Source organism: Nocardia sp. NPDC050378, assembly GCF_040655675.1.
Taxonomy (GTDB): domain Bacteria; phylum Actinomycetota; class Actinomycetes; order Mycobacteriales; family Mycobacteriaceae; genus Nocardia; species Nocardia coubleae.
In genome coordinates, this window is the sequence record NZ_JBFAKI010000007.1 from 1 (window position 1) to 24,747 (window position 24,747).

Annotated in this window: 25 protein-coding genes and 1 pseudogene; 8 read left to right on the plus strand and 18 right to left on the minus strand. The window is 67.1% G+C overall.

What is annotated here, in order from left to right; translation table 11 throughout:
- On the plus strand, nt 1–272 hold a 272-nt coding region (locus AB0I35_RS17260; protein WP_357397025.1), incomplete at its 5' end, for an IclR family transcriptional regulator C-terminal domain-containing protein.
- A gap of 39 nt (nt 273–311) precedes the next feature.
- Here the strand turns inward: AB0I35_RS17260 and AB0I35_RS17265 are convergent.
- Nucleotides 312–671, minus strand: coding sequence for a hypothetical protein (locus tag AB0I35_RS17265; protein WP_357397027.1), 360 nt, complete (start codon nt 669–671; stop codon nt 312–314).
- Between the two features lie 333 nt (nt 672–1,004).
- Nucleotides 1,005–1,574 (minus strand): hypothetical protein, encoded by a 570-nt coding sequence (locus AB0I35_RS17270; RefSeq protein ID WP_357397028.1) that lies wholly within the window; start codon nt 1,572–1,574, stop codon nt 1,005–1,007.
- 703 nt (nt 1,575–2,277) lie between these two features.
- On the opposite strand from AB0I35_RS17270, the gene AB0I35_RS17275 reads away from it, so the two are divergent.
- Nucleotides 2,278–3,699, plus strand: coding sequence for a WGR domain-containing protein (locus AB0I35_RS17275; RefSeq protein ID WP_357397030.1), 1,422 nt, complete (start codon nt 2,278–2,280; stop codon nt 3,697–3,699).
- Nucleotides 3,700–3,770: 71 nt separating this feature from the next.
- Here AB0I35_RS17275 and AB0I35_RS17280 read toward each other — a convergent pair whose 3' ends face one another.
- The 6 genes and pseudogenes from AB0I35_RS17280 to AB0I35_RS17305 all read right to left on the minus strand — a co-directional run.
- The gene (locus tag AB0I35_RS17280) at nt 3,771–4,619 is read right to left on the minus strand and encodes an alpha/beta hydrolase (RefSeq protein WP_357397032.1); all 849 of its coding nucleotides are present in this window, start codon (nt 4,617–4,619) and stop codon (nt 3,771–3,773) included.
- Nucleotides 4,620–4,630: 11 nt separating this feature from the next.
- Nucleotides 4,631–5,401: an alpha/beta hydrolase gene (locus AB0I35_RS17285; RefSeq protein ID WP_357397033.1), complete on the minus strand. Its 771-nt coding sequence runs from the start codon at nt 5,399–5,401 to the stop codon at nt 4,631–4,633.
- A 15-nt stretch (nt 5,402–5,416) separates the two neighbouring features.
- Nucleotides 5,417–6,379: an alpha/beta hydrolase gene (locus tag AB0I35_RS17290; RefSeq protein ID WP_357397034.1), complete on the minus strand. Its 963-nt coding sequence runs from the start codon at nt 6,377–6,379 to the stop codon at nt 5,417–5,419.
- Between the two features lie 107 nt (nt 6,380–6,486).
- Nucleotides 6,487–7,452 carry a DJ-1/PfpI family protein gene (locus AB0I35_RS17295; RefSeq protein ID WP_357397035.1) on the minus strand — a complete coding sequence of 322 codons (966 nt, stop codon included), beginning with the start codon at nt 7,450–7,452 and terminating at the stop codon, nt 6,487–6,489.
- Nucleotides 7,449–8,408, minus strand: coding sequence for a helix-turn-helix domain-containing protein (locus AB0I35_RS17300; protein WP_357397037.1), 960 nt, complete (start codon nt 8,406–8,408; stop codon nt 7,449–7,451). The genes AB0I35_RS17295 and AB0I35_RS17300 overlap by 4 nt, the downstream gene beginning before the upstream one ends.
- A gap of 172 nt (nt 8,409–8,580) precedes the next feature.
- Nucleotides 8,581–8,936, minus strand: a pseudogene (locus AB0I35_RS17305) (hypothetical protein); the annotation flags it as partial.
- A 170-nt stretch (nt 8,937–9,106) separates the two neighbouring features.
- On the opposite strand from AB0I35_RS17305, the gene AB0I35_RS17310 reads away from it, so the two are divergent.
- Nucleotides 9,107–9,592, plus strand: a complete 486-nt coding sequence (locus AB0I35_RS17310) for an SRPBCC domain-containing protein (protein ID WP_357397038.1) — start codon at nt 9,107–9,109, stop codon at nt 9,590–9,592.
- Nucleotides 9,593–9,733: 141 nt separating this feature from the next.
- Here AB0I35_RS17310 and AB0I35_RS17315 read toward each other — a convergent pair whose 3' ends face one another.
- The 3 genes from AB0I35_RS17315 to AB0I35_RS17325 all read right to left on the minus strand — a co-directional run bounded on the left by AB0I35_RS17315 (nt 9,734) and on the right by AB0I35_RS17325 (nt 11,874).
- A complete protein-coding gene (locus tag AB0I35_RS17315; protein ID WP_357397039.1) occupies nt 9,734–10,231 on the minus strand; it encodes an SRPBCC domain-containing protein in 498 nt (165 codons plus the stop codon).
- A gap of 93 nt (nt 10,232–10,324) precedes the next feature.
- Entirely contained in the window at nt 10,325–11,542 is a 1,218-nt protein-coding gene (locus tag AB0I35_RS17320) for a sigma-70 family RNA polymerase sigma factor (protein WP_357397040.1), read from the minus strand.
- Nucleotides 11,539–11,874 (minus strand): YciI family protein, encoded by a 336-nt coding sequence (locus tag AB0I35_RS17325; protein WP_357397041.1) that lies wholly within the window; start codon nt 11,872–11,874, stop codon nt 11,539–11,541. The genes AB0I35_RS17320 and AB0I35_RS17325 overlap by 4 nt, the downstream gene beginning before the upstream one ends.
- A gap of 337 nt (nt 11,875–12,211) precedes the next feature.
- On the opposite strand from AB0I35_RS17325, the gene AB0I35_RS17330 reads away from it, so the two are divergent.
- Both AB0I35_RS17330 and AB0I35_RS17335 read left to right on the plus strand, forming a co-directional pair.
- A complete protein-coding gene (locus tag AB0I35_RS17330) occupies nt 12,212–13,732 on the plus strand; it encodes an MFS transporter (protein ID WP_357397042.1) in 1,521 nt (506 codons plus the stop codon).
- Nucleotides 13,719–14,300 (plus strand): TetR family transcriptional regulator, encoded by a 582-nt coding sequence (locus tag AB0I35_RS17335; protein ID WP_357397044.1) that lies wholly within the window; start codon nt 13,719–13,721, stop codon nt 14,298–14,300. The genes AB0I35_RS17330 and AB0I35_RS17335 overlap by 14 nt, the downstream gene beginning before the upstream one ends.
- Nucleotides 14,301–14,546: 246 nt before the next feature.
- Here AB0I35_RS17335 and AB0I35_RS17340 read toward each other — a convergent pair whose 3' ends face one another.
- From AB0I35_RS17340 to AB0I35_RS17355, 4 genes are all read right to left on the minus strand, one after another.
- Nucleotides 14,547–14,990: a hypothetical protein gene (locus tag AB0I35_RS17340; RefSeq protein ID WP_357397045.1), complete on the minus strand. Its 444-nt coding sequence runs from the start codon at nt 14,988–14,990 to the stop codon at nt 14,547–14,549.
- A gap of 102 nt (nt 14,991–15,092) precedes the next feature.
- Nucleotides 15,093–15,830 carry an SDR family oxidoreductase gene (locus AB0I35_RS17345; protein ID WP_357397046.1) on the minus strand — a complete coding sequence of 246 codons (738 nt, stop codon included), beginning with the start codon at nt 15,828–15,830 and terminating at the stop codon, nt 15,093–15,095.
- On the minus strand, nt 15,827–16,849 hold the full coding sequence (locus tag AB0I35_RS17350) for a phosphotransferase family protein (RefSeq protein WP_357397047.1): 1,023 nt from the start codon (nt 16,847–16,849) through the stop codon (nt 15,827–15,829). The genes AB0I35_RS17345 and AB0I35_RS17350 overlap by 4 nt, the downstream gene beginning before the upstream one ends.
- A complete protein-coding gene (locus tag AB0I35_RS17355) occupies nt 16,846–18,054 on the minus strand; it encodes an acyl-CoA dehydrogenase family protein (protein ID WP_357397048.1) in 1,209 nt (402 codons plus the stop codon). Before AB0I35_RS17355 ends, AB0I35_RS17350 begins: the two co-directional genes overlap by 4 nt.
- Before the next feature lie 127 nt (nt 18,055–18,181).
- Here AB0I35_RS17355 and AB0I35_RS17360 point away from each other — a divergent pair, with 127 nt between their 5' ends.
- Nucleotides 18,182–19,054, plus strand: a complete 873-nt coding sequence (locus tag AB0I35_RS17360; protein WP_357397049.1) for a TetR family transcriptional regulator — start codon at nt 18,182–18,184, stop codon at nt 19,052–19,054.
- Between the two features lie 121 nt (nt 19,055–19,175).
- Here the strand turns inward: AB0I35_RS17360 and AB0I35_RS17365 are convergent, their stop codons facing one another.
- Genes AB0I35_RS17365 through AB0I35_RS17375 form a run of 3 tightly spaced genes read right to left on the minus strand, consistent with a single transcriptional unit; the run spans nt 19,176 to nt 22,228 of the window.
- Nucleotides 19,176–20,315 carry a serine hydrolase domain-containing protein gene (locus tag AB0I35_RS17365; RefSeq protein WP_357397050.1) on the minus strand — a complete coding sequence of 380 codons (1,140 nt, stop codon included), beginning with the start codon at nt 20,313–20,315 and terminating at the stop codon, nt 19,176–19,178.
- 46 nt (nt 20,316–20,361) lie between these two features.
- Entirely contained in the window at nt 20,362–21,279 is a 918-nt protein-coding gene (locus AB0I35_RS17370) for a helix-turn-helix domain-containing protein (protein WP_357397051.1), read from the minus strand.
- 16 nt (nt 21,280–21,295) lie between these two features.
- Nucleotides 21,296–22,228: a phosphotransferase gene (locus tag AB0I35_RS17375; RefSeq protein ID WP_357397052.1), complete on the minus strand. Its 933-nt coding sequence runs from the start codon at nt 22,226–22,228 to the stop codon at nt 21,296–21,298.
- Between the two features lie 420 nt (nt 22,229–22,648).
- Here AB0I35_RS17375 and AB0I35_RS17380 point away from each other — a divergent pair, with 420 nt between their 5' ends.
- Entirely contained in the window at nt 22,649–23,872 is a 1,224-nt protein-coding gene (locus AB0I35_RS17380; protein ID WP_357397053.1) for an ABC transporter substrate-binding protein, read from the plus strand.
- 160 nt (nt 23,873–24,032) lie between these two features.
- Nucleotides 24,033–24,338, plus strand: coding sequence for a hypothetical protein (locus tag AB0I35_RS17385; protein WP_357397054.1), 306 nt, complete (start codon nt 24,033–24,035; stop codon nt 24,336–24,338).
- Nucleotides 24,339–24,747 lie beyond the last annotated feature (409 nt).

The window sequence follows — 24,747 nt, forward strand, 5'->3', positions numbered from 1 at the left end:
TACCACGGTCCGGCGTCCCGTCGTCGGCCGACGACGGGACGCCGGACCGTGGTATCCGCAAAGCCGGAATCGCGGTGTCGCAGGGCGAACTCGACCCCCACATCCTCGGCGTGGTCGCACCGGTGCGAAACGCCACGGGTTCGGTCTGCGCCGCCGTCAGCGTCGCCGCTCTCGCCGCCCGGGTCCCCCGCAGTCGGCTGCGCGACGTCGAGGCCGCCGTGAAAGACGCGGCCGCGGAGATCTCACGTCAGCTCGAACTTCGCGACTCCTGAATATCAGGACGTCCATACCGAAATCTAGAGCTACGCCGTTCAATTCACGGTGTAGTACCAGGACCCATTACAGGCACCTTCGCGCATCCGGCCGTCGAACCACCATTTGCCTGCCGGGGCATCGATGTTCCACGTCCCGTCAGGCGACAGGAGGCTGTTACGGTTCCCATCCTTGAGAACCGCACGAGAGCGAGCAGCGACGTCGTGGCTCCAACCGGGCTGGTTTCCGATCGGCGTTGTTCGCATCACGATGCGAATGGCCTTGGGGGTGTTGTTCACGATGGTCAAGCATGCGCCTCGCGAGGCCGTATCGGCGCTTGCGGTGGGAGCGGTCACAGCGATCGCTGTGGCCGCAGCCGCGAGCGCGAGTCCTATCGAAGAAAAGACTTTCTTCTTCATGGTTTCCTCTCGAAAGGCCCCTGGAGGAGCGCTATTGCATTGGTCTGCAACTGCTTTCGACAGTATCCCGAGACTTTTTCAAGATCCTGAACAAACCCTTGGAGCCTGCTCATGCCGCTTCGAGCGTTACCGGTTTCCCCGCGTACAAGATCGCGCTGCGCAGATGCGGGGCCGTCACTGCTCGACCTGCCGCTCAGGCATCGTCTCCGGAGATGTCGTCGAAGGGGCCGAGTGTGACCACAGCGCGATGACCGTGCAGCCGATTCGCCGCTGACGATCCACGCGTCGCCCCGGACCCTCACCCGGGACGACCCGCACACGAAAACAGCTGCGCTACTGGGTGATTTGACTCAACAACCCGATCTCCTCGGCGAGCGCACCATCTTGGCCGAGCGCGATGAAGTCCGCCTCGATATCGGCCGGCGCAAGCCTGCCCGCGCGCACCGCTCGGTAGCGTACATACGACCAGAGGAAGACATCGAGGTTGTCGAAACGGGTGTCACCCTCGAGAACTTCCTCCTCGTGAAACCACACCGCGACCTGCCCGTTGGTGAGCAAGACATACAGGTTGCCGCCGCCGTCGGCACCGACGGAGAACACGTCGTCGTCAGCCAGTTCGGTGCTGTAGTCCGCATCGAGAATCCCGCAGCCGTTGGCAACGAAGTCGAACGCGTAGGACCATTCGAAAATGTCGAGGAACTGCGGCATCCGACCGGAGCGAACCCTGGAATCGAAGGCCGCGAGCGCGGCGGCATCGGCAGGGGCGAGTCGTTCGAGAAACAGTCCGGCCGAGCGTGTTTCGGCGGGAATCGACACCCGGTCGGCGTCTGGAAACCAGCGGGCGAGGTCGGCGTCGAGACCAGAATCGGTGTAGCCGACAAGTTCGGCGAGAGTAAGCGTCACCGGGGCATTGTCCGCGAGGAGCCGACGCGAGTCCTCAGCAGCCGTCACCAGTGAGCGAAACACGGGCGGCCGTGCTCGCAGGCCCGCAGCACACGGCTTCCGGTGAATTCAGCATGTCACGCCTGTAAGCACGCCAAGCCGCTCGCATCGTGCCTACCCACGAAATCCCCTGCTCACGCATGGTTTTCGTATCTGCCTTGGTACGGGGACCAGGGCAAACCGTCGGTGACCGCCGCACTGAAACCGCAGCTCAGTTCACCGTTCAGGGGGAACGACCACGACTGACCCATACCCGGACCGGCCTCATTGGGTCTATGACGCCGCCCGACGACCTCATTCAGGGATCAGGTGATCGTCGTAGACGACTCATCGGCGAGGTCGACTGGGTCATCAGTGTCGATTCCGGCGAGGCCCGGGCTCATCAGCAGGCTGCTGGGGCTCGAAAAAGGGGGCTGTACGTCCGATGTGGATCGTGTCGACCGGATGTGCGTTTCGTCATAGCTGTCGTCGGAGAGTCGAGACATGGTGTCGACCGTGCGACTTGCGGGCCGATCCCTCGACCGCCGGACAAACGCGCCCGGCCGCGTGCGGAGGGTAGCAATCCTGTCACCTAGCTGGACGAACGTCGTGAGTCTCGTGGATGTCGGTGACCCTTGCTACTTTTCGCGCAACCGTTACACCGCACGAACGCAGCGAGGCACCTATGACCACCGCCGAAACCACCTACCTGGAACTGTCCGACGACACCGGTTCCGCCCACAAGTTCTACGAGGTGATCGTGACCGGCACCCAGGTGAACATCCGCTATGGGCGTATAGGTGAGCAGGGGCAGTCCAAGGCGAGCTCGTTCGCCACCGAGGACAAGGCCAAGACGGCCGCGCAGAAGAAGATCGGCGAGAAGGTCCGTAAAGGTTATGCCCCGGCGATCATGGGCGCGCGCGGGCGCCGGACGGTGACTCGCCGCGCCATCACCAGTCAGCGGTCGACCGCCAAGAGCGCCCCGGTGCTGTGGCGCTTCGATTCCGGTGCCGCCGCCTTCGGCATCTTCGTCGACGAACACCGCTGCTGGGTCGGCAACGAGAACGGCGAGGTCTACACGCTGACTCCCGGCGGCGAGGTGACCAACCGCTATCAACTGCCCGACGGCGTGAAATGCCTTGTGGCCGATGACTTCTGGATCTACGCAGGTTGCGACGACGGCCGCGTCTACGACCTGTCGGGCAAGGTCCCACGCGCCGCCTACAACGTCTCCGCCGACGACGTCTACTGGCTCGACATCCACGACGGCATCCTCGCCGCCTCCGATGCCGCGGGTGGGCTGACCGTCATCGACCACGAGGAGGAGTCCCTCTGGTCGGCGCGCAGCACGGGCAACTCCGGCTGGATGGTTCGCCTGGACGCAACCGGCGTCTACCACGGTCACAGCAACGGCGTCACCAAGTTCCACCTGGAATCCGGTGCAACCCAATGGCATTCGAGCACCCGCGGCGCCGTGCTCTTCGGCTGGCAGGAGACCTCCGACGTCTACGTAGGCACTTCGGCCAACCGCGTCGAGGAGATCACCAAGCAAGGCAGCACGACCCGCGCCTACCAGTGCGACGCCGCCGTCTTCTCCTGCGCAGCTTCCCCCGACGGCCGCTACGTCTTCGCCGGTGACTCCCATTCCTCGGTCTATTGTTTCGACGCCACCGGCGCTCGCCTGTGGAAACTGGCCACCGGCTGCGGTTCGGCCTACTCCATGCAGTACCACGACGAGAAGCTCTACCTGGTAACCACATCCGGCGCACTGGCTTGCCTGGACGTGAGCGAGCAAGCCATTCGCGACGCCGACCAGGGCGTACTGCCCGCCACCGTCTCGGTCAAGGCCCCCGAGATCACGGCCGTGTCCGCGTCGAACACCGTCGAGATCACCACCGAGACCGGCACCGGCATCGTCGTAGAATGCGTCGAACACGGCGGTTCACTACGCGTGCACGTCGTCTCCCCCGGCTACCAGTCGGGCTGGAACGTCCAGTTCCCCCGCGACATCCGCGAGCCGGGCGCCCGCTACGTGGTCGACGCGGTCACCGAGTCCGCCCGAGGTGGCTTCTACCGAGTGCGCGGTGACATCCGCCGTCTGCGCTGAACATATGGCCTCGGCGGCGCCGCTGCCGTACCCGGCCGCCGCCGACGGCTGCTGCGGCGCGCACGTCGGACTCAGGCGAAGCGGCGCACGAAACGCAGTGCGGTGTCGGCGACTTCGCGCCAGCCGCTGTCGATGGTCAGCGCGTGACCACGGCCGGGGATCTCGACGAACTCGGTGACATCGGGGTTCTTGCGTTGCTTCTCGTATTCGGCGTGGGTGATCGCGCGCGGCACCGTGTTGTCTTGTTCGCCGGAGATGATGAGCAGCGGGCCACGGTCTGGGTTGCTGGTGTCGACGGCGGTTTCCGACCACGGGTTGAGGTTGGCGGCGGCGGCTTGGAACAGCGGTGCACCGGGGGCGGGAACCGCGAAGGTGCGGTAGAGATGTTCGGCCTCTTCCTCGCTGACGGCATTGGCGAAGCTGAAGCGGAACTGTTCATAGCTCAATGGCACCGCACGGTGCCGGTTGGCTGGGTTGCGCAAGACGGGCGAGGCCGCGCGCAGCGAACTGATCGGCAACGGCAGCACCCCACGAAACGGGGCCGGGTCGATGGCGACCGTGGCGACCGACAGCCCGCGCCCGGCCACGATCTGGGCGAGCAGGCCACCGAAGGAATGCCCGATCACCGCGGGCTTGCGGGTGAGTTCGCCGGCGATCGCGGTGAGGTGCTCGGTGACCTGGCCGACGGTCTTGCCCGCGAACACCTCGGGGTGATCGTTCGCCTCGGTGACGGTGTCGGGGTCGTCGGGCCAAGTGGCGGTCACCGGCGCGTATCCGGCGCCGTCGAACACCTCGGCCCAGCGATCCCAGCTGGTGGCCAGGAGCCACAGCCCGTGCACGAACACCACCGGGGTGCGTCCGCTCTGATTGGCCTTGGCGATCTGCTCGGCGGTGTGCTGATCGAAAGTGGTTGTGGTCATTGCTTTTCCTTCTATTGGGCCGCTTGTTCGATAACCGCGGCGACAGCGCCGGGCTGGGAGACGAGGGAGGCGTGCGAGGCGGCGAGCTCGGTAGTGCGCGCACCCGCTCGCGCGGCCATGAGCCGTTGGGCGGCAGGCGGAATCACACGATCATCGGCCGACACCACGAACCAGCTCGGCGTGTCCGACCAGGCCGCCGGCCCGGACGGCTCGATATTCGCCAGAGCGGCAATGGATTTCTGATGCGCGATCATGTCGGCCGCTGTCGCCGCGCTGACGTCCTGTGCGAAAACCTCATGGAAATAAGCAGGGTGGACGTAACCGTCCAAACCTGACTCACTGGCCTTCAGTGACAGCGCGGGCGGCAACAGTCGGCTGCCCGGGAACTGCAACGGGTTGATCGCGAAGAACATCGGCTCCCCCGGCGCGGGGGCGAATGCCGCCACATAGACCAGCGCCATCACATCGGGATTGTCCACATTGGTGATGACGGCGCCACCATAGGAATGCCCGACCAGCACGATCGGCCCATCGATGTCGGCCAGCACCCGCTCGATGGCGGCCGCGTCGTTGCCGGGACCGCGCAACGGATTGTCGGGTACCACGACCTGGTATCCGCCGGCACGCAGGTGCGCGGCCACGCCGTCCCAGCTGGTGGTATCGGCGAACGCGCCGTGCACGAGGACGACGGTGGGGGTGACGGGGGCGGCGGTCGCCGGAACCGTGCTGCCCGCGAGTGCCGTCGCGGCCGCGCCGAGGACGGCGAGGAGAGTGTGTTTCATGGCAGGCCCTTCCGTTCAGCCGTGCAGGATGTGCGTGAGGAAGGCTGTGGCCTGTGCGATCGCGGCCCGCGCGGCGTGGGTGTCGTGCAGAGCGTTGAGCATCACGAAGTCGTGCACGATGCCGCCGTAACGCACCTGAGTGACCGGCACACCGGCGGCCCGCAGCTTGTCCGCGTACGCCTCGCCCTCGTCGCGCAGCACATCTGCCTCGGCGGTGATGACCAAGGCGGACGGCAACCCGGCCAAGTCCTCGATGGTAGCTCGCAGGGGGGAGACGGTGATGTGCGCGCGGTCCTCGGCACTGGTGGTGTATTGATCCCAGAACCAGCGCATACCATCGCGGGTCAGGAAGTAGCCGGTGGCGAACTGCCGGTAGGACTCGGTGTCGGAGGCCGCATCGGTGACCGGGTAGAACAGCACCTGCGCCGCGATGGACACATCGCCGCGTTCCTTGGCCATGAGCGTCAGCGCTATCGCCATATTGCCGCCGACCGAATCACCCGCCACCGCCAGCCGCGAAGCATCGAGCCCCATGTCGGCGCCCTCGGTGACCACCCACTGGGCCACCCGGTACGACTGCTCGTTCGCCACCGGATACCCGACCTCGGGCGAGCGGTCGTACTCCGGAAAAACGACCGCCGCGTTCGCCCCGATCGCCAGATCGCGTACGAGCCGGTCGTGGGTGTGCGCGTCACCGAAAACCCAACCGGCTCCGTGGGTGTAGACAATCACCGGGAGCACGCCGGTCGTGCCCTGCGGCCGGACGATGCGCACCCGCACCGACCCGGTCGGCCCACCCTCGACGGTGACCCACCGCTCGTCGACGGCCGGCTTCTCGATCGGGCTGTCCTGCACGCTGTCGACGGTCTTGCGCCCCTCCTCGGGCGACAGCTGATAGAGGTACGGCGGGTCTGCCGTGGCGGCTACGAATGCCTGCGCGGCCGGTTCCAGGGAGAGCTGGAGCGGATTGCCTACCATCGGATTCCTTTCGACGAGGTCGCCGCTGAGACGACTGCCGTCAGTTTTGTCGAGACAGCCACGAACTCGCCCCGCTGCACCGGCCACGAAAACGGCAATTCGGGACATCAACCGGTCGCGCGCACCGCCGACCCGAACCGCAGTTGATACTTCTTCGGCGAAATCCCCAACCGCAGCACGAATGCCCGCCGCATCGCCTCGGTGGTGCCGAAACCGGACGTGATCGCCGCCTCGGTGATCGAATAGCCGGCCTCGAGCTTGTCCTTGGCGGTCGCGAACCGCACGTAGGCCACATATTCGGCCGGTGAACTGTCCAACTCAACGCGGAACAGCCTGCTCAGGTGCCGGGGGCTCACCTGCGCGTGCGCGGCGAGCGACTGCACCGTGAACGGGAACGCCGGGTCCGCCCAGATCAGGTCCGCCACCTTGCGTACCACCGGGCCGCGCGGCGCGGGCCCGGTCAGCGCCGCCGAGAATTGCGACTGACCGCCCGCGCGCTGCATGTACACCAGCAGCGATTGGGCGACCTTGCGCGCGACGACTGTGCCGTGATCCTCCTCGACCAACGCCAGCGCGAGATCGACCCCCGCCGCGACGCCTGCCGAGCTGTACACATTGCCGTCGCGTACATAGATGGCGTCGGGCTCGACCGCGATCTGCGGGAACCGACGAGCCAGGTCCTCGGTGAACTTCCAATGCGTGGTGGCCCGTCGGCCGTCGAGCACACCGAGGTCGGCCAGCACGAACGCGCCGCTGCATACCGAAGCCAGCTTGGTGGTGTGTTGCGCCAGACACCGCGCCGCGCCGACCACCGCCGGGGTGACGAACCGTGACGGCGGCAGTTCGCTACCTGGAATCACCACGATGTCGAAGCGGCCCGCGTGCCGGGCCGCCGCGCTCACCCCGACCGGTCCACCGATGGAGGTGTGCACGGGCCGCCCGTCCGCCGAAACCAGCACTACCTCGTAGCCGGGCACCGATTGGTTGGCCTCGATGAAAACTTCTGCCGGCCCGGCGAAGTCGAGCATTTTGACCCCGTCGAACACCAGGATCCCGACCCGTCGCCTGATCATGCCCGACCGCCCGGCTGGTGCGCATCGCGCCACTCTCGCGGTGACATCCCATACGCGTCGCGGAAACGGCGATTGAAATGGGTGACATTGCGAAACCCGCTGCGCCGCGCCACTGTTGCGATCGGCAGCGCTCGACCGGCATCGGCCAGCAGGTTCCCGGCCCGGTCCAGGCGTCTTTGCAGAATCCATTCGGCAAGTCCGAGTTCGCGACCCGAACGCGACCAGCGGTAATACAGCTGGCGAATCGAAATACTGTGCGCGGTGGCAATATTGGTCGCGTCCAAGTCGGCGTCGTGGAGATGGGCATCGATGAACAGGCTGATGCGCAGCAACAAGGCGTCGTCCATGGCCTCGTGCTGTCGGTGATCCTCGGCCGCCGTGGTCACCAGCGCCTTGACCAGCTGCACCGTCGCCTGCCCCACCGCGCTGGTAGCCGCTTGCGGCAGTTCCGTGGTGGTATTGCACAACTCCGAAAAATGCGCACGCACGAGCGGGTACAGCGGGCTGCCGAGCAAACCCGGTGCCGCCGACCGCAATATGTCGATCGGAAGATCGAGCACCGACGGCTCGAGTATCACAACTTTGTGATCGCTGAACGCCGACTGTCGATAGGTATAGGGCCGGGTGGTGTCGAGCAAACTCAATCGACCAGGCCCGATCAGACCGCTACCCTCCACCGCAGTCAGCAAACCCGAGCCCCGCATCTGCATGAACAACGCGAACTGTTCCGGCGCGCCCTGTGCCACATGCCGCGCATCGCGCACGATGTAGAGCCCAGTCCCCCGATTGCGCAATACATGCACCCCGGGGCCCAGGTCGTCCAGATACATCTGATGCCGGCTGACCGCATCGGTCGTGTACGTCACCGATTGCGGGCTCTCCCGGTCGTTGAACACTGCGTTCACCGCATCGACCCGCTCGCGCGGCGCGATTTCTGCGGTGTCGTGCACGAGCATCCCACCAACTCCTCTTCACCAGCGGCACACCTCCGCTGCACACCGCAGAATATGTCTCTACCAGGGACTCAGCCCTGCCCATCGGCCTCCCTTGCACGCATAGCAAACAACATTGCGCCCCCAACCAACTCTCCTCACCTGACACCGAGCAACGGGAAAACTCGGTAAGGCCCTACGTTGACCGAATCCGCCTCGTGCGTTCGACGTCGATCTGTCGCATCGTGCTGTCAGGATGCACATGTCGTTGCGTGGAACCCTCCGCGCCGGGCCTGGTGCGTTTGTGGTCGCCGACGGGCTCGTCTCGATCGCGAGCGGGCTCGCGGAAACCGGCTGTGACCGAACGTCATCGGAAGGCGTAGCCCTCGCGGATGTGGCGGGGATGCCGTCGAAGACGGTGCTGATCATCCCGGAGTCGACCACTCCCTGGGCGAGCAAGCTGGAGTCGAGGACCGGTTCGGCCCTCATGAGCTGGTCGATCGGCATCCGTGAGATGCGCTCCACCAGGGCTTCGGTGCGTTCGTCGAGTTCCTTGCGGGCTGAGCCCCACGCAGCGGGTTCATCGTCCTGAGCACCCGCGTTCTCGGCACCGCTCACGACAATTCCGTGCGCCGCTTGCGACCATGGACTTCGAGGACGGGTGTTTCGCGGCTTCTGGCGCCTAGACGATCTGTGCGCACTGCGGAGGCTACCGTGGAAGTATGTCGACCACGAGGATAGGCAGGCACATCAACGCGCCGCGGTCAACGGTCTACCGGCTGCTCCTCGACGCGGACTCGGTCAAGGCATGGATGGTGCCCGACGACATGGCCAAAGCCAGCCGAGTGCACCGGTTCGAGCCCCACGAGGGTGGGGCATTTTCCATCACCCTCATCTACGACGACGCTGCCGACGCCGACACCGCCGATGCGCAGCACGACGCCTACTACGGCCGTTTCCTCAGCCTGACTCCCGACGAGCGGATCGTCGAGGTGCTCGAGTTCGTCACCGTCAGGCCGGAGATGTCCGGCGCGCAGACCGTCACCTTCACCCTCACCGATTCGGCCGACGGCGGCACCGATCTGGATGTGCTGCACGAGGACGTTCCACCGGGCTTGAGCCCGCCCGACAACGAGATCGGCTGGCGCACGGCGCTGACGAAACTCGTCGCCCTCGCCGAACACGGCTCCCTCGCCGGGCAACAATAGGTTCACCGCAACACACTGACCGTGCTCGACAGATCACCGTCTTGCCTTCAATTCGTGCATGGACCGACCGAATCACCTTCCTGCCCGACCTCTGCCTCCGATCAGGAAACTTAGAGGCCGATCCCCTCGAGTCGCGGAGGATCAGGCGTCGTACTTCGCGAACGGCAAACCGGTGCCGGTGGTGATCAACTGCGGCAGGCTCCTGGTGATGTAGAAGTTCCAGCCGCGGGAGCATTCGTCGAAGCATTCGGAGTCTGCGGCGGTCAGGCCTTTGTGCGTGAAGCGCAGGGTCGTGCCGGTCCGGTCCGCCGTGATGTCGAAGACGACGTCGGTGCCGGTCCACTCGTCGCGGTCGTCGACGAAGCTGAGGTCGGAGTCCACGACGTGCCAGACCATCCGCTCGCTCGGCACTACCTCGGTGATCCGGAACCGGCTGAACCGGATGCCGCCCTTGTTCGTCCTGGCCGTCTCTCCCGCGTAGTTGATGTCGTCGGTGAAGACGAACTCGTCGCCGACGGCGGCCGTATCGCCGATGATGTTCTGGTTCCACCATCCGCGCACATCGGTGACGGCGGCGAAGACCTCTTCCGGCGTATGGCTGACCGACATCGTGGCGCTCAGGTATTCGGCGTTCGACATTTTCTTGCCTCTCTATCGGGTGGTTGTGTACCACCGACGAAGGGCAGTGCGCTGGATCGACATCGGCGCGAGAAAAGTTCCGGAACGGATCTGTCAGCGTCCGCGAAGGCGTTCGGCCAGGTAGCGGCGCTCGGCGTCGGTGGGGGCGAGTTCCAGCGCGGCCTCGTACGCTGCGGTGGCTTCGGTGATCCGGCCGTCGCGGCGGAGGAGATCGCCTCGGGTCGCGGGCAGCAGGTAGTACCCGTCGAGGCGGCCGGACTCGGCGATCTCGTCGACGAGGGCCAGGCCGGCGGGGATGCCGTCGGCCATCGCCACCGCCACGGCGCGGTTGAGGTCGACGACCGGGGACGGGGCCAACTGCGCGAGTTCGCGGTAGAGGGCTGCGATCTGTGGCCAGTCCGTGGACGCCGCGTCGGGCGCGGTGGCGTGGCAAGCGGCGATCGCGGCCTGCACCTGATAGGGGCCGGGATGGCGCATGGCCAGCGCGTTGTCGAGCGTCTGCACGCCTTCGGCGATCAGCGCGTGATCCCATCGGGATCGGTCCTGGTTCTCCAGCGTGACCAGCACGCCGTGGTCGGTACGGTTCTCGCGGCGTGCCTCGAGCAGCAGCATCAAGGCCAGCAGGCCGCGCGCCTCGGGCTCGGTGGGCAGCAGCCGGGCAAGGACACGCGCGAGATGGATGCCCTCGGCCGCGAGCCCGCGGGTTTCGTCCTCGTCGTCGTAGCCCTGGTTGAAGATCAGATAGAGCACCGCCAGAACGGAGGGGAGTCGTGCTGGCAGCAGTTCCGGCGGTGGCACGCGGTACGGGATGCCCGCCTCGGTGATCTTGCGTTTCGCGCGCACCAAGCGTTGCGCCATCGTGGGCTCGGCGGTCAGAAACGCCTTCGCTATCTCGGCGGTGCTCAAGCCCGCCAGCGTGCGCAACGTGAGAGCGACCCGGGCCGGGAACGGCAGCGCCGGATGGCAGCAGGTGAAGATCAGCCGCAACCGCTCGTCGGGGATCCTGTCCGTCGGCGGCTCGATCGGGTCTCGTCCCAGCACAGCGAGCTGGCGCAGCTTCGCGGCCGCGGCCGTGTCCCGGCGGAGCCGGTCGGTCGCACGGTTGCGCGCCGTCGTGGTGAGCCAGGCTCCCGGACGGCTCGGGACACCATCGCGCGGCCACGTCGTCAGCGCCGCGGCGAACGCCTCCTGCGCGCAGTCCTCCGCGAGATCCCAATCTCCGGTGATCCCGATCAGGGTCGCGACCACTTGACCCCATTCGTCGCGAAACGCCGCGGCCACCGCCGCGCGAACTGCCTGGGGTGCGGTCATTCCCAGACGGGGCGGATCTCGACGCAACCCCGACTCGCGTACGGATGGCGTGCTGCGATGGCGATCGCGTCATCCAGATCCGCGCAGTCGATGATGTCGATGCCGCCGATGAAGTCCTTGGTCTCCGCGAACGGCCCGTCGGACACCAGTGTTTCTCCGTCGCGGTTGCGGACTGTCGTCGCATCGGCCACCGGGCGTAATCGCGCGCCGCCGAGACTGGCGCCGCGCCGCTCCACTTCGTCCTCGAACGCGCGGTACGCCGGATCGGCGGCGATTTCCGCCATGGTCGGCGAAGTCGTCTCGTCGTCGCAGATCAGCAACACGTACTTCATGTCGACATCATGCACGCAAGAAACGCCTGTCGCACCCACGCCGGGCGCGTTTCGATACCTCATCGAGAAGCACGGCAACGGCCGTCCAACTCAGCATCGGCTGGTCCCGACCGACACGCCGACTCCGCTGAATAGTGCGCGAGCACAAGGTCGACGCCGGTCGCCGGCCTGGGCTGTTGCTCGTGGCGAGCCTCGGCGGCCCGGCCGTTCGACTGTCCCGCACGAGCACGTCCGCGACGAACCCCACCCCATAGACCCTGCCGCATCGACCGACCATCACGCATTTACAGTCCATTCGGACTGTACAACAAGGCAGGTGGACGGTTAGTCTGGTGCGGTGAGCCAAGACCTCGAAACGAAACGTGCGGGCAGGCGCGAATGGTGGGCGCTCGCCGCCCTGGTCCTGGTGGTGCTGCTGCTCGCGATCGACGGCACGGTCCTGTACCTGGCCGTCCCGTCGCTGACCACCGATATCGCACCGACCGCGACCCAGCTGTTGTGGATCGGCGACATCTATTCGTTCGTGCTGGCGGGCTTGCTGATCACGATGGGCAATCTGGCCGACAAGATCGGGCGCAAACGGCTGCTGCTCATCGGCGCGGGAGCGTTCGGTTGTGCGTCGGTGCTGGCCGCGTTCGCGCCGAACCCGGAAACGCTCATCGCCGCTCGCGCGTTACTCGGTGTCGCGGGCGCGACACTGATGCCCTCGACACTGTCGATCGTCCGTCACCTGTTCGCCGAGCCGAGGCAACGCACCACCGCGATCGCGATCTGGTCCGCGGGCGCCACAGCAGGTGCCGCGCTCGGGCCACTCGTCGGCGGGGCGCTGCTCGAACGGTTCTGGTGGGGCTCGGTATTCCTGATCAACGTGCCGATCATGCTGGTCGTCCTCGTCGCGGGCGTCGTGCTGCTCCCGGAGTCGCGCGGCGATGCCACCAGGCCGGTGGACCTCGTCTCGGCGGCGCTGTCGATTGTCGCGATCGTGCCCCTGGTGTACGCGATAAAGCATTGGGTCGGAACGGGTTTCGACTGGACTGTTGTCACGTTCGCGGCAGCGGGTGTGGTGGCAGGATGGTTGTTCGTGCGCAGGCAGTTGAATCTCGAGTACCCGCTACTCGATATCGCGCTGTTCCGCCGACCGGCATTCACGGGTGCGGTCACCTCGTCGGCATTGTCGATCTTCGCGTTCATGGGTCTGCTGTTCTTCTTCTCCCAGTATCTTCAGCTCGTGCGCGGTTACGGGCCGCTGCGGGCCGGGATGGCCGAACTTCCGGCCACGATCGCGTCGATCGTGGTGATCGCCTTCGTCGGTGTGCTCGTCACGCGATTCGGCCCGGGCCGCTCGATCGGTGCCGGTCTCGCCACTGCCGCGGTCGGACTTCTCCTGCTCGGGTTGTCCGCCACCCACTCCGGCTACTGGGGTCTCGGTGTCGCCCTGGCGGTACTCGGTCTCGGCGTAGGCGTGGCCATGACCCTGGCGGTCGACGCGGTGGTCACCGCCGTGCCGAGGGAACGCGCGGGCGCGGCATCCTCGATCGCGGAGACCGCCTACGAACTCGGCGGGGCGCTGGGGATCGCGGTTCTCGGGTCCATCCAGTTGGCGAACTACCGGTCGCATGTGAACCTGCCTGCCGATACCGACCCGTCCCGCGTCGCCGTCATCGAGGACTCGCTCGCCGCCACCGTCGCGACGGTCGACGACCCCGGCATCGTCGCGCTGGCCCAGGACTCCTTCGCCCACGCCATGCAGACCACCTCGTTCATCGCGGCGGCGATCCTCGCCGTCGCGGCGATCCTCGCTTGGCGTGCCATCCCTTCCCACGGCACTGTGAAAGTAGCTCGACATGACGAAGTCTGACCGCGCGACCACCGGCGACCGCGCCGCTACCCGCGACAAGGAACGCACCCGCCGCGCCATCTTGGACGCGGCAGAGGCGGTATTCACCGAACGCGGCGCCAATGTGGCCCTGGCCGATATCGCGGTCGCGGCAGGCGTCACCAAAAGCGGCCTCATGCATCACTTTCCCCACCGCGAAGCACTCGTCAACGGAGTCACCGAACACATTCTCACCCGCTTGCACGAAGAGGTGCGCGCCCAGATCGACCTGTCGGAGAACAGACCCGGAAAATTCACCCGGGCCTACATCCGCGCATTCACCGGCGACAGCGAATACGTGAAACGAGTCCTGGCACCCACCAGCCTCATCACCACCCTCGGTACCTCGCCGGAGCGCGAAGCCCTCTACGAACGAGACGCCCGCATCCTTGCCGATGCCTTCGCCGCCGATGGTCTCCCCCACACCCGCGCCCTCCTGATCCGATACGCCACAGAAGGGCTCGCGGTCGCCGCCGCCAGCCCCTACCTCTCGGACGAAGACCTCGAGATCGCCCGCGCTGAACTCCTCGCGATGACCGAGGTCGAATAACCCGCCTGACCGGTTCTTCGCTGAAGAGTGCGTATCGGCCGGACATCGCACGGTGGCCACAGGCCACACGGCATGAACAGAGCGAGGGCGACCGGTCGCCCTCGCTTCGTATTCAGGATTCGACGTCGGCGGCGATTTCCGCCGTCAGATGGGTCTCGTCGGCGCCTCGCTCTCAGCCGAAACGGTCATGGCCTGAGTGCTGGTGACCGAGCCGCCGACGAGCATGACGAGCGCGGGCGGACCCATTCACAAACCGGCCATTGCCGGGGAGAAGCCCGCCACGAGCTGCAGGTATTGGGTCACCAGAAACATCGCGCCACCGAATCCGACGAGGCCGATCAACAGCACCGACAGGGCTGCGAAGGTCGTACCGGTGAACAGCTTCACGTCGAGCAGGGGTTCCGGCAGACGCAGTTGACGGCGGACGAACGCGACGGTCGCGACACCACCGACGACAGCGGCTGCCACCGCGGGCAGGTCGATACCGTGCGCGGCGGCATGCTTGATCGCGTAGACGACCGGCAGCATCGCCGCCAATGACAGCCCGGCACTGAGCACGTCGAGCCGACCGGCAGGTGACCATCGCTCCGGAAGCAGCGTCGGCGCGCCCGCCAGCACCAGAAGGGCGACCGGGACGGCGATGAGGAAGACCGCACCCCACCAGAGAGCCGCGGTCAGTACGCCACCCACGATCGGGCCCGCGGCCATCCCCAGGCCGAACGCTGTCGACGACTCCGCTCGGCAACAGCTCCGTTCAGGGTCGACTACGAGAAGGTGGGCGCGACCGCTCAGTCATGCCCGGTAGCCGTCGGTGCCCGCGCGGGACATCACGATTGCCGGCACCACCGCGCGGGCGGACAACCGCAGCAGCGCGTCGACCATCTCGACGATGTCGTTCACGGCGAGCATCTGCTCAGGGGGAACCTTATCGTGGATCCAGGCGCTCATCTCGGTGTCGACGTAGGCGGGTGCGATGGCGGTGGCGGTGACTCCGTTCCCGGATTCTTCGGCGTTGAGGGTGGCCAGCAGTGAGATCAGCGCCGCCTTGGCCGCGCCGTAGACGGCGAGCCCGGCCTCGGCGTAGACACCGGTGATCGATGACAGCGCGATGACTTTCGCACCACGACCGGGGTCTTCCCGGGCCCCGGCGCGCAACAGCGGCAGCGCGCCCTGGATCAACTGGATCGGAGCGCGGACGTTGACTTCCATGGTCTTGTCGAAGCGCCGCATCGAAGATTCGGCCAGCGGGCCCGCGGTGCCGACACCCGCGTTCAGGATCAGGGCCGACATCGTCGCGAACCGATCCGTGTGCGCGGCGAGCACGCGCGCCACGCCCTCCTCATCGGACATATCGGCGGCGGCAACGACCACTTCCGCCGCGCCGTCCGCACGCAGTTCCGCGGCGACCGCGCGCAGACGGTCGACATCGCGCGCGGTGATGGTCAGCGAATAACCCTGCTGGGCCAGGTGTTTCGCGATGCCGAGGCCGATACCCCTGGAGGCGCCACTGATGAGCGCGGACCTGGTCATTTCCGGTGTCCTTTCATCGCCCGCAGCCCGGCCGCCATGAATTCCGGCGTCGCCTCGGCCGCACGTTCGGCGCCTGCTCCGGCGCCGGAGCCTCGGAGCGCGCGGTGGGTGATGCCCTCGCCGATCACGCCGAGTTTGAAGTTGGCGAGCGCGAGGTAGAAACCCCAGTCGCCCAGGTCTCGCCCGGAGGCTGTCGCGTAGGCCTGTGCGAGAGCGTCGGCGGTGGGCATGCGATCGCTGGTCCACGCGGCCGACGAGCCGAGAACCAGGTCGAACACCGGCGAGCGGTACACACACATCAGCGCGACATCGGTGAGCGGATCCCCCAGTGTCGACATCTCCCAGTCCACGACAGCACGCACCCGGCCCGGATCGGCCGCGTCCAGAATCGTGTTGTCGATCCGGAAGTCGCCGTGCACGATCGAGGCCGCGGAGGCTGTCGGCACCGACTCCACCAGTGCCGCGTGCAGGGCCGCGACATCGGCGAGCTCACGAGTCTTCACCCGATCCCATTGGGACGCCCACAGATTTACCTGCCGTTCGACGAAACCCGTGGGACGTCCGAACGTGCCCAGACCCACCGCGTCCGGGTCGACCTCGTGCAATCGGGCCAGCACGCGCACCAGCTCGGCCGCGCTCGCCGCCACTTGGGCGTCGGTGAGGGCGGCGAGGTCGTGCTGGTCGCGGATCACCGATCCGTCGACGTATTCGACCACGGTCATGGGGGCGCCGAGCGCGGTGCCCTGCGCATCGAACGCGACGGTCTTCGCGACCGGTACCGCCGAGCCCTCGAGTGCTCGGGTCACGGTGAATTCGCGGGCCATGTCGTGGGCCGAGGGCGTGAGCCCGGCGACGGGCGGACGGCGCACCACCCAGGTCGACTCGTCGTCGGCGACCTCGAAGGTCAGATTCGAACGGCCACCGCCGATCAGTTCCACCCGCAGCTCACCACGCACCGCGACGCCACTGTCGCGCAGGAACTTCTCCAGTGCGACGACATCCATTCCGGGAAGGCTCATTTCATGTCCTGCTGTGCGCGACGGGCCGCGCTCACCGCACGTTTGGCGATGGCCCAGCGGTGCACCTCGGACGGGCCGTCGTAGATCCGGAACGGCCGGACCTCGCGGGAGAGCCGAGCCAGCGGCAGGTCGGCGGAGACGCCGAGGCCACCGCACATCTGCATGCTGCGATCGATGATCCGGAAGATCGCTTCGGCCGCATAGGTTTTCGCGATCGACGTCGCATTCGCGGCGGGTTCGCCGAGGTCGAGTTCCCAGCATGCGCGGGTCAGCAGTGCCCGCGTAGCGGCGATGTCGATCTCGTTGTCGGCGATCATCTGCTGGATCATGCCGAGATCGCCGAGCCGCGAACCGAATCCGCGACGCTCGGCCACCCGCGCCACCGCGACGTCGTGACCTCGGCGGGCGGCTCCGAGCCAGCGCATCACGTGGGTCATGCGGGCAGGCCCCAGCCGCACCTGGGCGTACTCGAAGCCACGGTCGACCGCCCCGAGCACGGCGGAGTCGGGGACGAGCACGTCGTCGAGGAACACCTCGCAATGACCGCCGAGCATCGATCGGTCCAGGGTGTCGATATGGCGGCCCACTCGGATTCCCGGGGTCTCGGCCGGGGCGAGGAACATGGTCGCGCCACCACGCTCGCCGGGTTCACCCGAGGTGCGGGCCATGATGATGAAGAAGCCCGCGCCGTCGGCGCCGGTGATGAACCATTTGTGACCGTTGATCCGCCACCCGCCCTCGGCGCGCACCGCGCGGGTGGTCAGCGCGGAGGGGTCCGAGCCCGCACCGGGGGCGGGTTCGGTCATCGCGAAGGCCGAGCGGACCTCGCCGCGCGCCAGCGGAGCGAGGAACCGTTGTTTCTGCTCGGGATCGGCGATGTGGGCGAGCATGTGCACATTGCCCTCGTCCGGGGCCGCGATATTCAGCGCCGTCGGGCCGAACAGGGAATAGCCCGCTTCTTCGAAGACCGGTGCGCGGTTCACCATTCCCAGTCCGTGCCCGCCGTATTCGGCCGGTGCGTGCGGTGCGAACACACCGGCCTCGCGTGCGGCGTGTTGCAGATCCTTGCGCAGTGCGTCGCCGCCCGCGGCAGTGATGTCGCCGTCGTGCGCGTCCTCGATCGGTAGCACCCGGTCGCGAACGAACCCGCGGGTGCGGTCGGCCAGCCGCTGCACCTCGGGCGGGTAGGACAGATCGATCGCCACGAAACCACTCCTCACTCCCGGACCGAACGATCGTTCGGCATTGGTTACTCAGCACCCTGACATGCTCCGCTTAATACTGTCAACACAGCATTTTTCGGCCGTCACGATGTTCAGCTATTCTGAACACATGGACACGCTCGACAACGGACCAACGGATTTGGGTGCGCGGCTGCGGGAAGCGAGAGTCGCGGCGGGGCTGTCGTTGCGGGAGACCGCGCGCCGGATCGGGGTCAGCCCGGCCACGCTCAGTGCCGTGGAGACCGGCAAGACGGGTGTCTCGGTCCCCCGGCTCCGCCGATTGGCCACCGAACTCGGCACCACGACGCAGTCGCTGCTCGACGAGTCGCGAAACGCGGTGACCATACAGCGTCCGCGCGGCGCCGTCACCGGGCCGATCGCCGAAGCGACCCGCGCATGGCGTGAATTCCCGCCGCTGGACATCGATCCGGTGCTCACCGCCGCGATCGAATCCTTCGTGGAAACCGGCTACCACGGCGCGACCATGCGGTCGATCGCACACCGGGCCGGCATGAGCGTGCCCGGCGTCTACCACCACTACCGCGACAAACAGGACCTGCTGGTGCGGGCACTCGACCTCACCATGGACGAGTTGCACTGGCGGGTCGGCGCGGCCCGGAGCGAGGCAGCCACCGGTCGCGACCGGCTGATCCGCACGGTCGAGGCGCTCGCGTTGTTCCACACCCATCGCCGCGAACTCGCATTCATCGGCGCCAGCGAGATGCGCAGTCTCGACCCTGCCAATCGACAGCGAATTACCCACTCCCGCAACATGATCCAATACCTCCTGGACGAAGACATCGACACCGCCCTCGCCGAGGACGACCGCGCCACCGACCAGGCGAAGGCCGCCGGGCGCGCGATCGCGACAATGTGCACCGCCCTCCCACAATGGTTCCGCCTCGACGGCCCGTCCACCCCTGAGCAGATCGCTACCGCCTACGCCGACTTCGCCCTCGGCCTCCTCGGCATAAGCCGGTGAATCTCCGGTACGGATCGATGGCCGCCCTGGTACCGATACGCGGCGTGCGGCGGCGCGGCGACACCTGAGCAGGATGATTCCTGGGTGTCGCGGGACCGGTTCCGGGGGAACCTGCTCACTGTCAGCGGGGTGACGGACCGGGGCGTCCGCCGGTCAGTGTTCGCAGGAGGGCGGCGAGAGCATCATCGATCGCGTGCGGTTGTGGCCGACCAGACGGCGCCAAGGTGTTCCAGCGCTGGAGATTCAGCGCGACGGAGGCTTGGCGGGTTCGGTCGGCGCTGGTCAGTGTGATGGCGCCGCCACCCCAGACCGAGCCGTCGTGACCCCAGAAAGTCCCACGACCGGGAATTTCCATCCGGTGCAGCCCCAGACCGTAATCGACGGTCTTGCCTTCGAAGGAGATCACCGCGACCGTGCGCTGCATCCGTTCCAGCATCGGGCGGCTGATGATCTCACCGGCGAGGAGCAGATCGAAGAACCGGTTGAGGTCGGCGACAGTCGAGATCAGGGAAGCCGCCGGGCCTACCCAGGACATGTCGTAGACGCTGTAGTCGCGCGGCGGGTCGATCATGCCGAACCACGATTCGTAATGCTGGGAATGCGGCCCGTCGATCTCGGGCCCAGCGGGCAGTTCGGTATGGCGCAGACCGGCACGTTCGATGACATTTCGGGTGATGAACTTCTCCGCCGAAGTCGCCGTGACCGCCTCCATCAGCCGACACAGCAGCAGGTAATTGGTGTTCGAGTACACCCCCGGAGGCTTGCCGGGGACACCGACGGCCGGGGCGGCCACACCGAACTCGATCAGCTCGTCCCGGCTGAACCGGCTGAACCTGTTGTCGTCCAAGCTTTCCGGTGTCGTCCGCGCCAGATCGGGGAACGCGGCGAGCGAGGGATAGGCGTACGGGAGGTATTCGGCGAGACCGCTGATGTGGTTGATCAGCATCGCGACCGTGATCACCGCGCCGCGCTCGCCGGGCACCGACCGCGGCAGATAGTGGCCGATCGGTGTATCGAGCCCGATCTCACCGGCTTCGACCAGCTGCAGCACGGCCGCGGCGGTGAACGTCTTGGTGATGCTGCCGACACGATGGCGCATATCGGCCGTGACCGGTCGGCCGGTGGCGAGGTCGGCGACCCCGGCAGCGCCGCGCCAGATCTGCTCACCGGCACGCGCTTCGGCGAACAGTCCCGGCACTCCGGCGCGATGCACCGTATCGAGTGCGGCCTGTAGTTCGTCGGGATCGAAGTAGTCACTCACGGCATATGTCCTCTCGCGGTCGCCGCCTCGTCTGAGGCGAACACCACTATCGGCCGAGCGGACCCGTCGAGTATTGAGAAAATGTTCCCCACGCCCGGTGGCGGTAGCGCGCGATATCGGGCAGATAACGCGTGGCGAGCACGCCAGGTGTGCTGCCGGCGAAAATCGACACATCCCGGTGCAGATGCGCCTGATCCGCGTAGCCTCCCTCCGCTGCGACCTCGGCGGCGGACCGACCAGCCAGCAAACCGTCTACCGCACACCGGAATCGGACCAGCATCGCCGCGCGTTTGGGCGTCAAGCCGATCTGCGACTCGAACCTCGACCAGAGACGCTTGCGGCTCCACCCGCACGACTGGGCGAGGTCGGCTACACGTACCTGTCCCCGAGCGGCGAGTATGTCGTTCCAACAGGCGACCACCTCCGGATCCGGCTCGCGGCACCGATCGATCCGGGTCAGAAAGGATTTCGTCAGGGCGAAGCGCTCATCCCAGTCCGTGGCAGCGGCCAGCCCAGCCCGCAGACGCCGAGCCGGTCCGCCCCACAGCTCCTCCCACCCCGACATGCCTCGACCCAGATCACGCGGGCTGACAGCAAGGAGCGAATAGGCCCGCAACGGCGACAAGCGAATCTCGATGCACTCGGCTCGCTCGCAACGAACACGCGCCGCCGCGAGCGCAGGTCCGGCGACGAGCCCGGTCGAGCTCTGCCGGCCCACGGCATCGTCGACGACGAACCCGGCATCTCCGAAACCGATCACGACGGTGACCGCCGGCGCCGCCGCGACGCGAAGGTCCAAGCCCTGTCCCTCCCCGGTACGGAACCCGAGGATCGCTGCCCCCACCCGCCCACCCTCAGCCGGACCCGCGAAATCCGACTCGGCACCACCGAGCTCCATCGCTCCCACCCGACCAGGCTGACGAAGGCCACGATCATCAGGAATTCCGCTGGCGCGCAAGATCATTCACCCTCATCCACGACTACGACACAGCGCCGTTCGCGAACGGTTGCTTCCGCCAGGCGTCGAGAGCGGGCGCGAGCGCCTCGGCGAGGATCGGCTGCTGGTCGACCAGAGTGAGGCAGGTGATGGCACGGACCATGCCGACCGCCTCGGTGAACTGTGCGACGCGCGGGTCGAGCGGACGTGTTCCGTTGGCCTCGGCGGCGGCGTTGTACGCGGCGGCCCCCTCGGGGCCCATGGCGGCCAGATCCCATTCGATGGGGCCGAGGCAGGTGAGTTCGAAATCGGCGTAGAGATGGCCGGTGCGGGTGGTGACGATATTGACCGCGGGCGCGTCGCCATGGATGGGCTGCGGTGTGATGCCAGGGAACTCGGCGTCGAACGCGGTGGGCGAGGAGACCAGGGGTTCCAGCAGTGCCCATTCGCGGCGGACTCGGTCGAGGTCAGCCGGGGCGAGGAGGTCGGGGCGCTCGGCGAGCGCGGTCAGACTCGTGGTGATGGTGCGTGGTTCGGCGGCGGCGAGGAACGGCAGGTCGCCGGGATAGTCGCGCAGGGCAAGGTGCAGGTCGGCGACGCGGGCGGAGTTGCGCACGTAGTCGGGTTCGACGTCGGGGTTCTGGTCGACGTACTGCCAGAACGTCATCGAGAAGCCGTCGTGGCGTACGGGTTCGGCCGGGACCAGCGGGCTCGGCGGGATCACGGGGACGTGCCGGGTGGCCAGCCACGACACCACATCGAGTTCGAGGCGCTGGCGCATGTACTGCTCCTGGACGGGCAGGGTGACCACCGTCGGTACCCGCACCACGACCGGTGCGGGGGCGAGGTGTACCACCACGGAGAACACGTCGTGCAGGACAGCGGGATCGGTCACGGTGAGCCCCAGTGCGCGGCCGGCGGCGACGGCGGCCTCGACGGCACGCGCGGTGCGGTCGGCCAGTTCAGCGGTACTCATGGGGGACGACATGAGCACTGATGGTGCCATGGTCGACGGGTTGACAGCCACAAAGCCATGGCCACCACGGATCGAACCGTTGTCGTTCTCAGCGCGGCGCCGGAACGCCGTGTAGAAGCCCACGAGCGGCGCGAGTTCGGCTTCCGAGTCGCTTGCGTCGCCGGTTTCAATGCCCGATCGACACCTCGCGCTGCGCCGATTCTTCGACTCGGTATGCGATCCTGTGGCAGATACGAGCGCTCGACCGAACTCTGAAGTTCGAAGGTCACGGCCGAACCCGCCTCGCCCGCGCACACGCAGGCGCTGGTGTCATTCGTGAGTAGCTGCCGGGTAGATCTGTACGACCCGGCCGAAGGCGTTCCCACCTGGTCGGCCTCGGACGGTTCATTCCACCCGCACCCGCCATCGACAGGAGATGTCATGGACGCAGGCCCCACCACCCGCAGCGAGGCACCTTTTCCCCAGATCGAAGCAGGCCGACCGGTTCTGACCATCGGGGTGGTCGTCGCGCGCTCGGGCCGCCTTTCCAGCCTGGGCGACCCACTCGACTTCGCCCTCACGGAGCTCGCCCCACACCTGCACCGTCTTGCGCCCCGCGGCACCCGACTGCGGATCGCCGGCCGCGACAGCAAGTCGACCGCCGACGGTGCGCGCCGGGCGGTCACCGAACTCGTCCGGGACGAGCGGGCGCGCATCGTGCTCACCCTGGCAGGCACCCAGGTTCTGCCGGTGGTCGCCGACACGTGCGACAGTCTCGGCAGCGTCTGCGTTTCCAGCACCTTCCCCTGGCAGGTGTACTACTACGGCCGAGGCGATCGGCCATTGAACCGGGCGTTCCATTTCTGTTGGGGTCTCGACGACATCGCCGAGGTGTTCGCCGACCTCTGGGAGCGCGCGGCACCCGACGGCCCGGCGATCGGCTGCCTGTGGAACGACGGCCCCCAGGGCAACTGGTCGCGCCACCACGTCCACGGTTTCGCCCCCGTCGCACGAGGACGTGGTCACCGACTGGTCGACCCGACCGGCTACCACGAGCCCGCCACCGACTTCGACACCCACCTGCGCGCCTTCCGGGACAGCGGTGCCGAGCTGGTGACCAGCGCGGCCACCACCCGAGACCTCACGCTGTTCCGAAGCAGGGCAACCGAATCCGGTTGGCACCCGCGCCTGATCACCTGCTCCCGTTGGCTCGCCTACCCACCCGCCGTCACCTGCTCCGGCGGCGAGGCAGGCCAGGACAACGTGGGCACCCTGGTCTACTGGACACCTGCGCACCCCTACCGGTCCTCTCTCGACGACACCACCGCCGCCGACCTCGCCGACGCCTACACCCAGCGCACCGGGCGGCCGTGGTTGCAGCCCCTCGGCCTGGCCTACGCGCTGTTCGAGGTTGCCGTCCACGCGCTGCGTGCCGCCGACGACCCCACCGATCCCGACGCGATCGCAAACGTGTTGCGCCGCACCGACATCCAGACCATGGCCGGCCGACTCGACTGGACCTCCGGACCGGTGCCCGGCGTCGCGGTCGTCCCGCTGGCCGGTGGGCAGTGGCAGCTCACGGCCGGGCACGTCTACGACCTTGCCGTGATCACCCCCGGCAGCGTCGAGGGCCTGCGGCCGACAGCGGATCTGGTGGTCTGCTGAGCACGCGTGTCGCCCCTGCATGCCCAGCCCACCGCGTTATCGTTCGATGGCAATTCGCATTTCTCCTGATGGCCCACCCGGATTCCCGGCGCGCCACGCTGTCTGCCGCACCGGGTGGACAACCGATTCGTCCTTCCACGGAACAGCACAAGGAGATCTCATGACCAGCACTCGCATTGCCCGCACGCTCCTACCCGCCTTGGTCGTCGTGGCGGGCACGCTGCTGCTCGGCGCACCGACAGCCGCCGCCGAATCGGTGTGGTCCTACACCTGCGCCACGGTCGAGCCGGATTTCCCCGACATCGTCGGTACCGGGTGCACCGCGGGCGAGGATGCGCCCACCGAAGGCCCGATCGACGGCGAATTCGTGGTGACACGTCCCGACGACGGCGCACGGTGGATCTGCGGTTCCGGCACGGTCTCCGGAGATCTCGTCGAAGGGGTCGAGTGCGACCGCAGGCGATGACCGTTGCGCCGCTTCGCCGCTGACGATCCACGCGTCGTCCCGAACTCTCGCCGGGACGACGCGCACGAAACCGGCTGCGCTGCTGATCGATTCGACCAGACAACCCAGATCGCTCGGTGCTGACAGGCGCGCCGCTCGTCGACGGAGCCGATGACCTGCACGGCTCCGACGGGCGAACGCGCCGGCTCGTTCACTGAACCGGCGCGTTCTCGATCTCCGCATATTCCCGGGAAGATGCCGAGATCTACCTGGCCGTTACCCGCAGCAGCCCGATCCAACCACGGGTCTTCCACCGAACCATCGATCGACGGTCTACTCGACCTGGGTGGCCGAGGTCGACCGGTCGGTCGGCGAGGCGTTCCGCTGCGGTCCTGCCACCTCGACTCGCTTTCGAACTACTCGACATGAT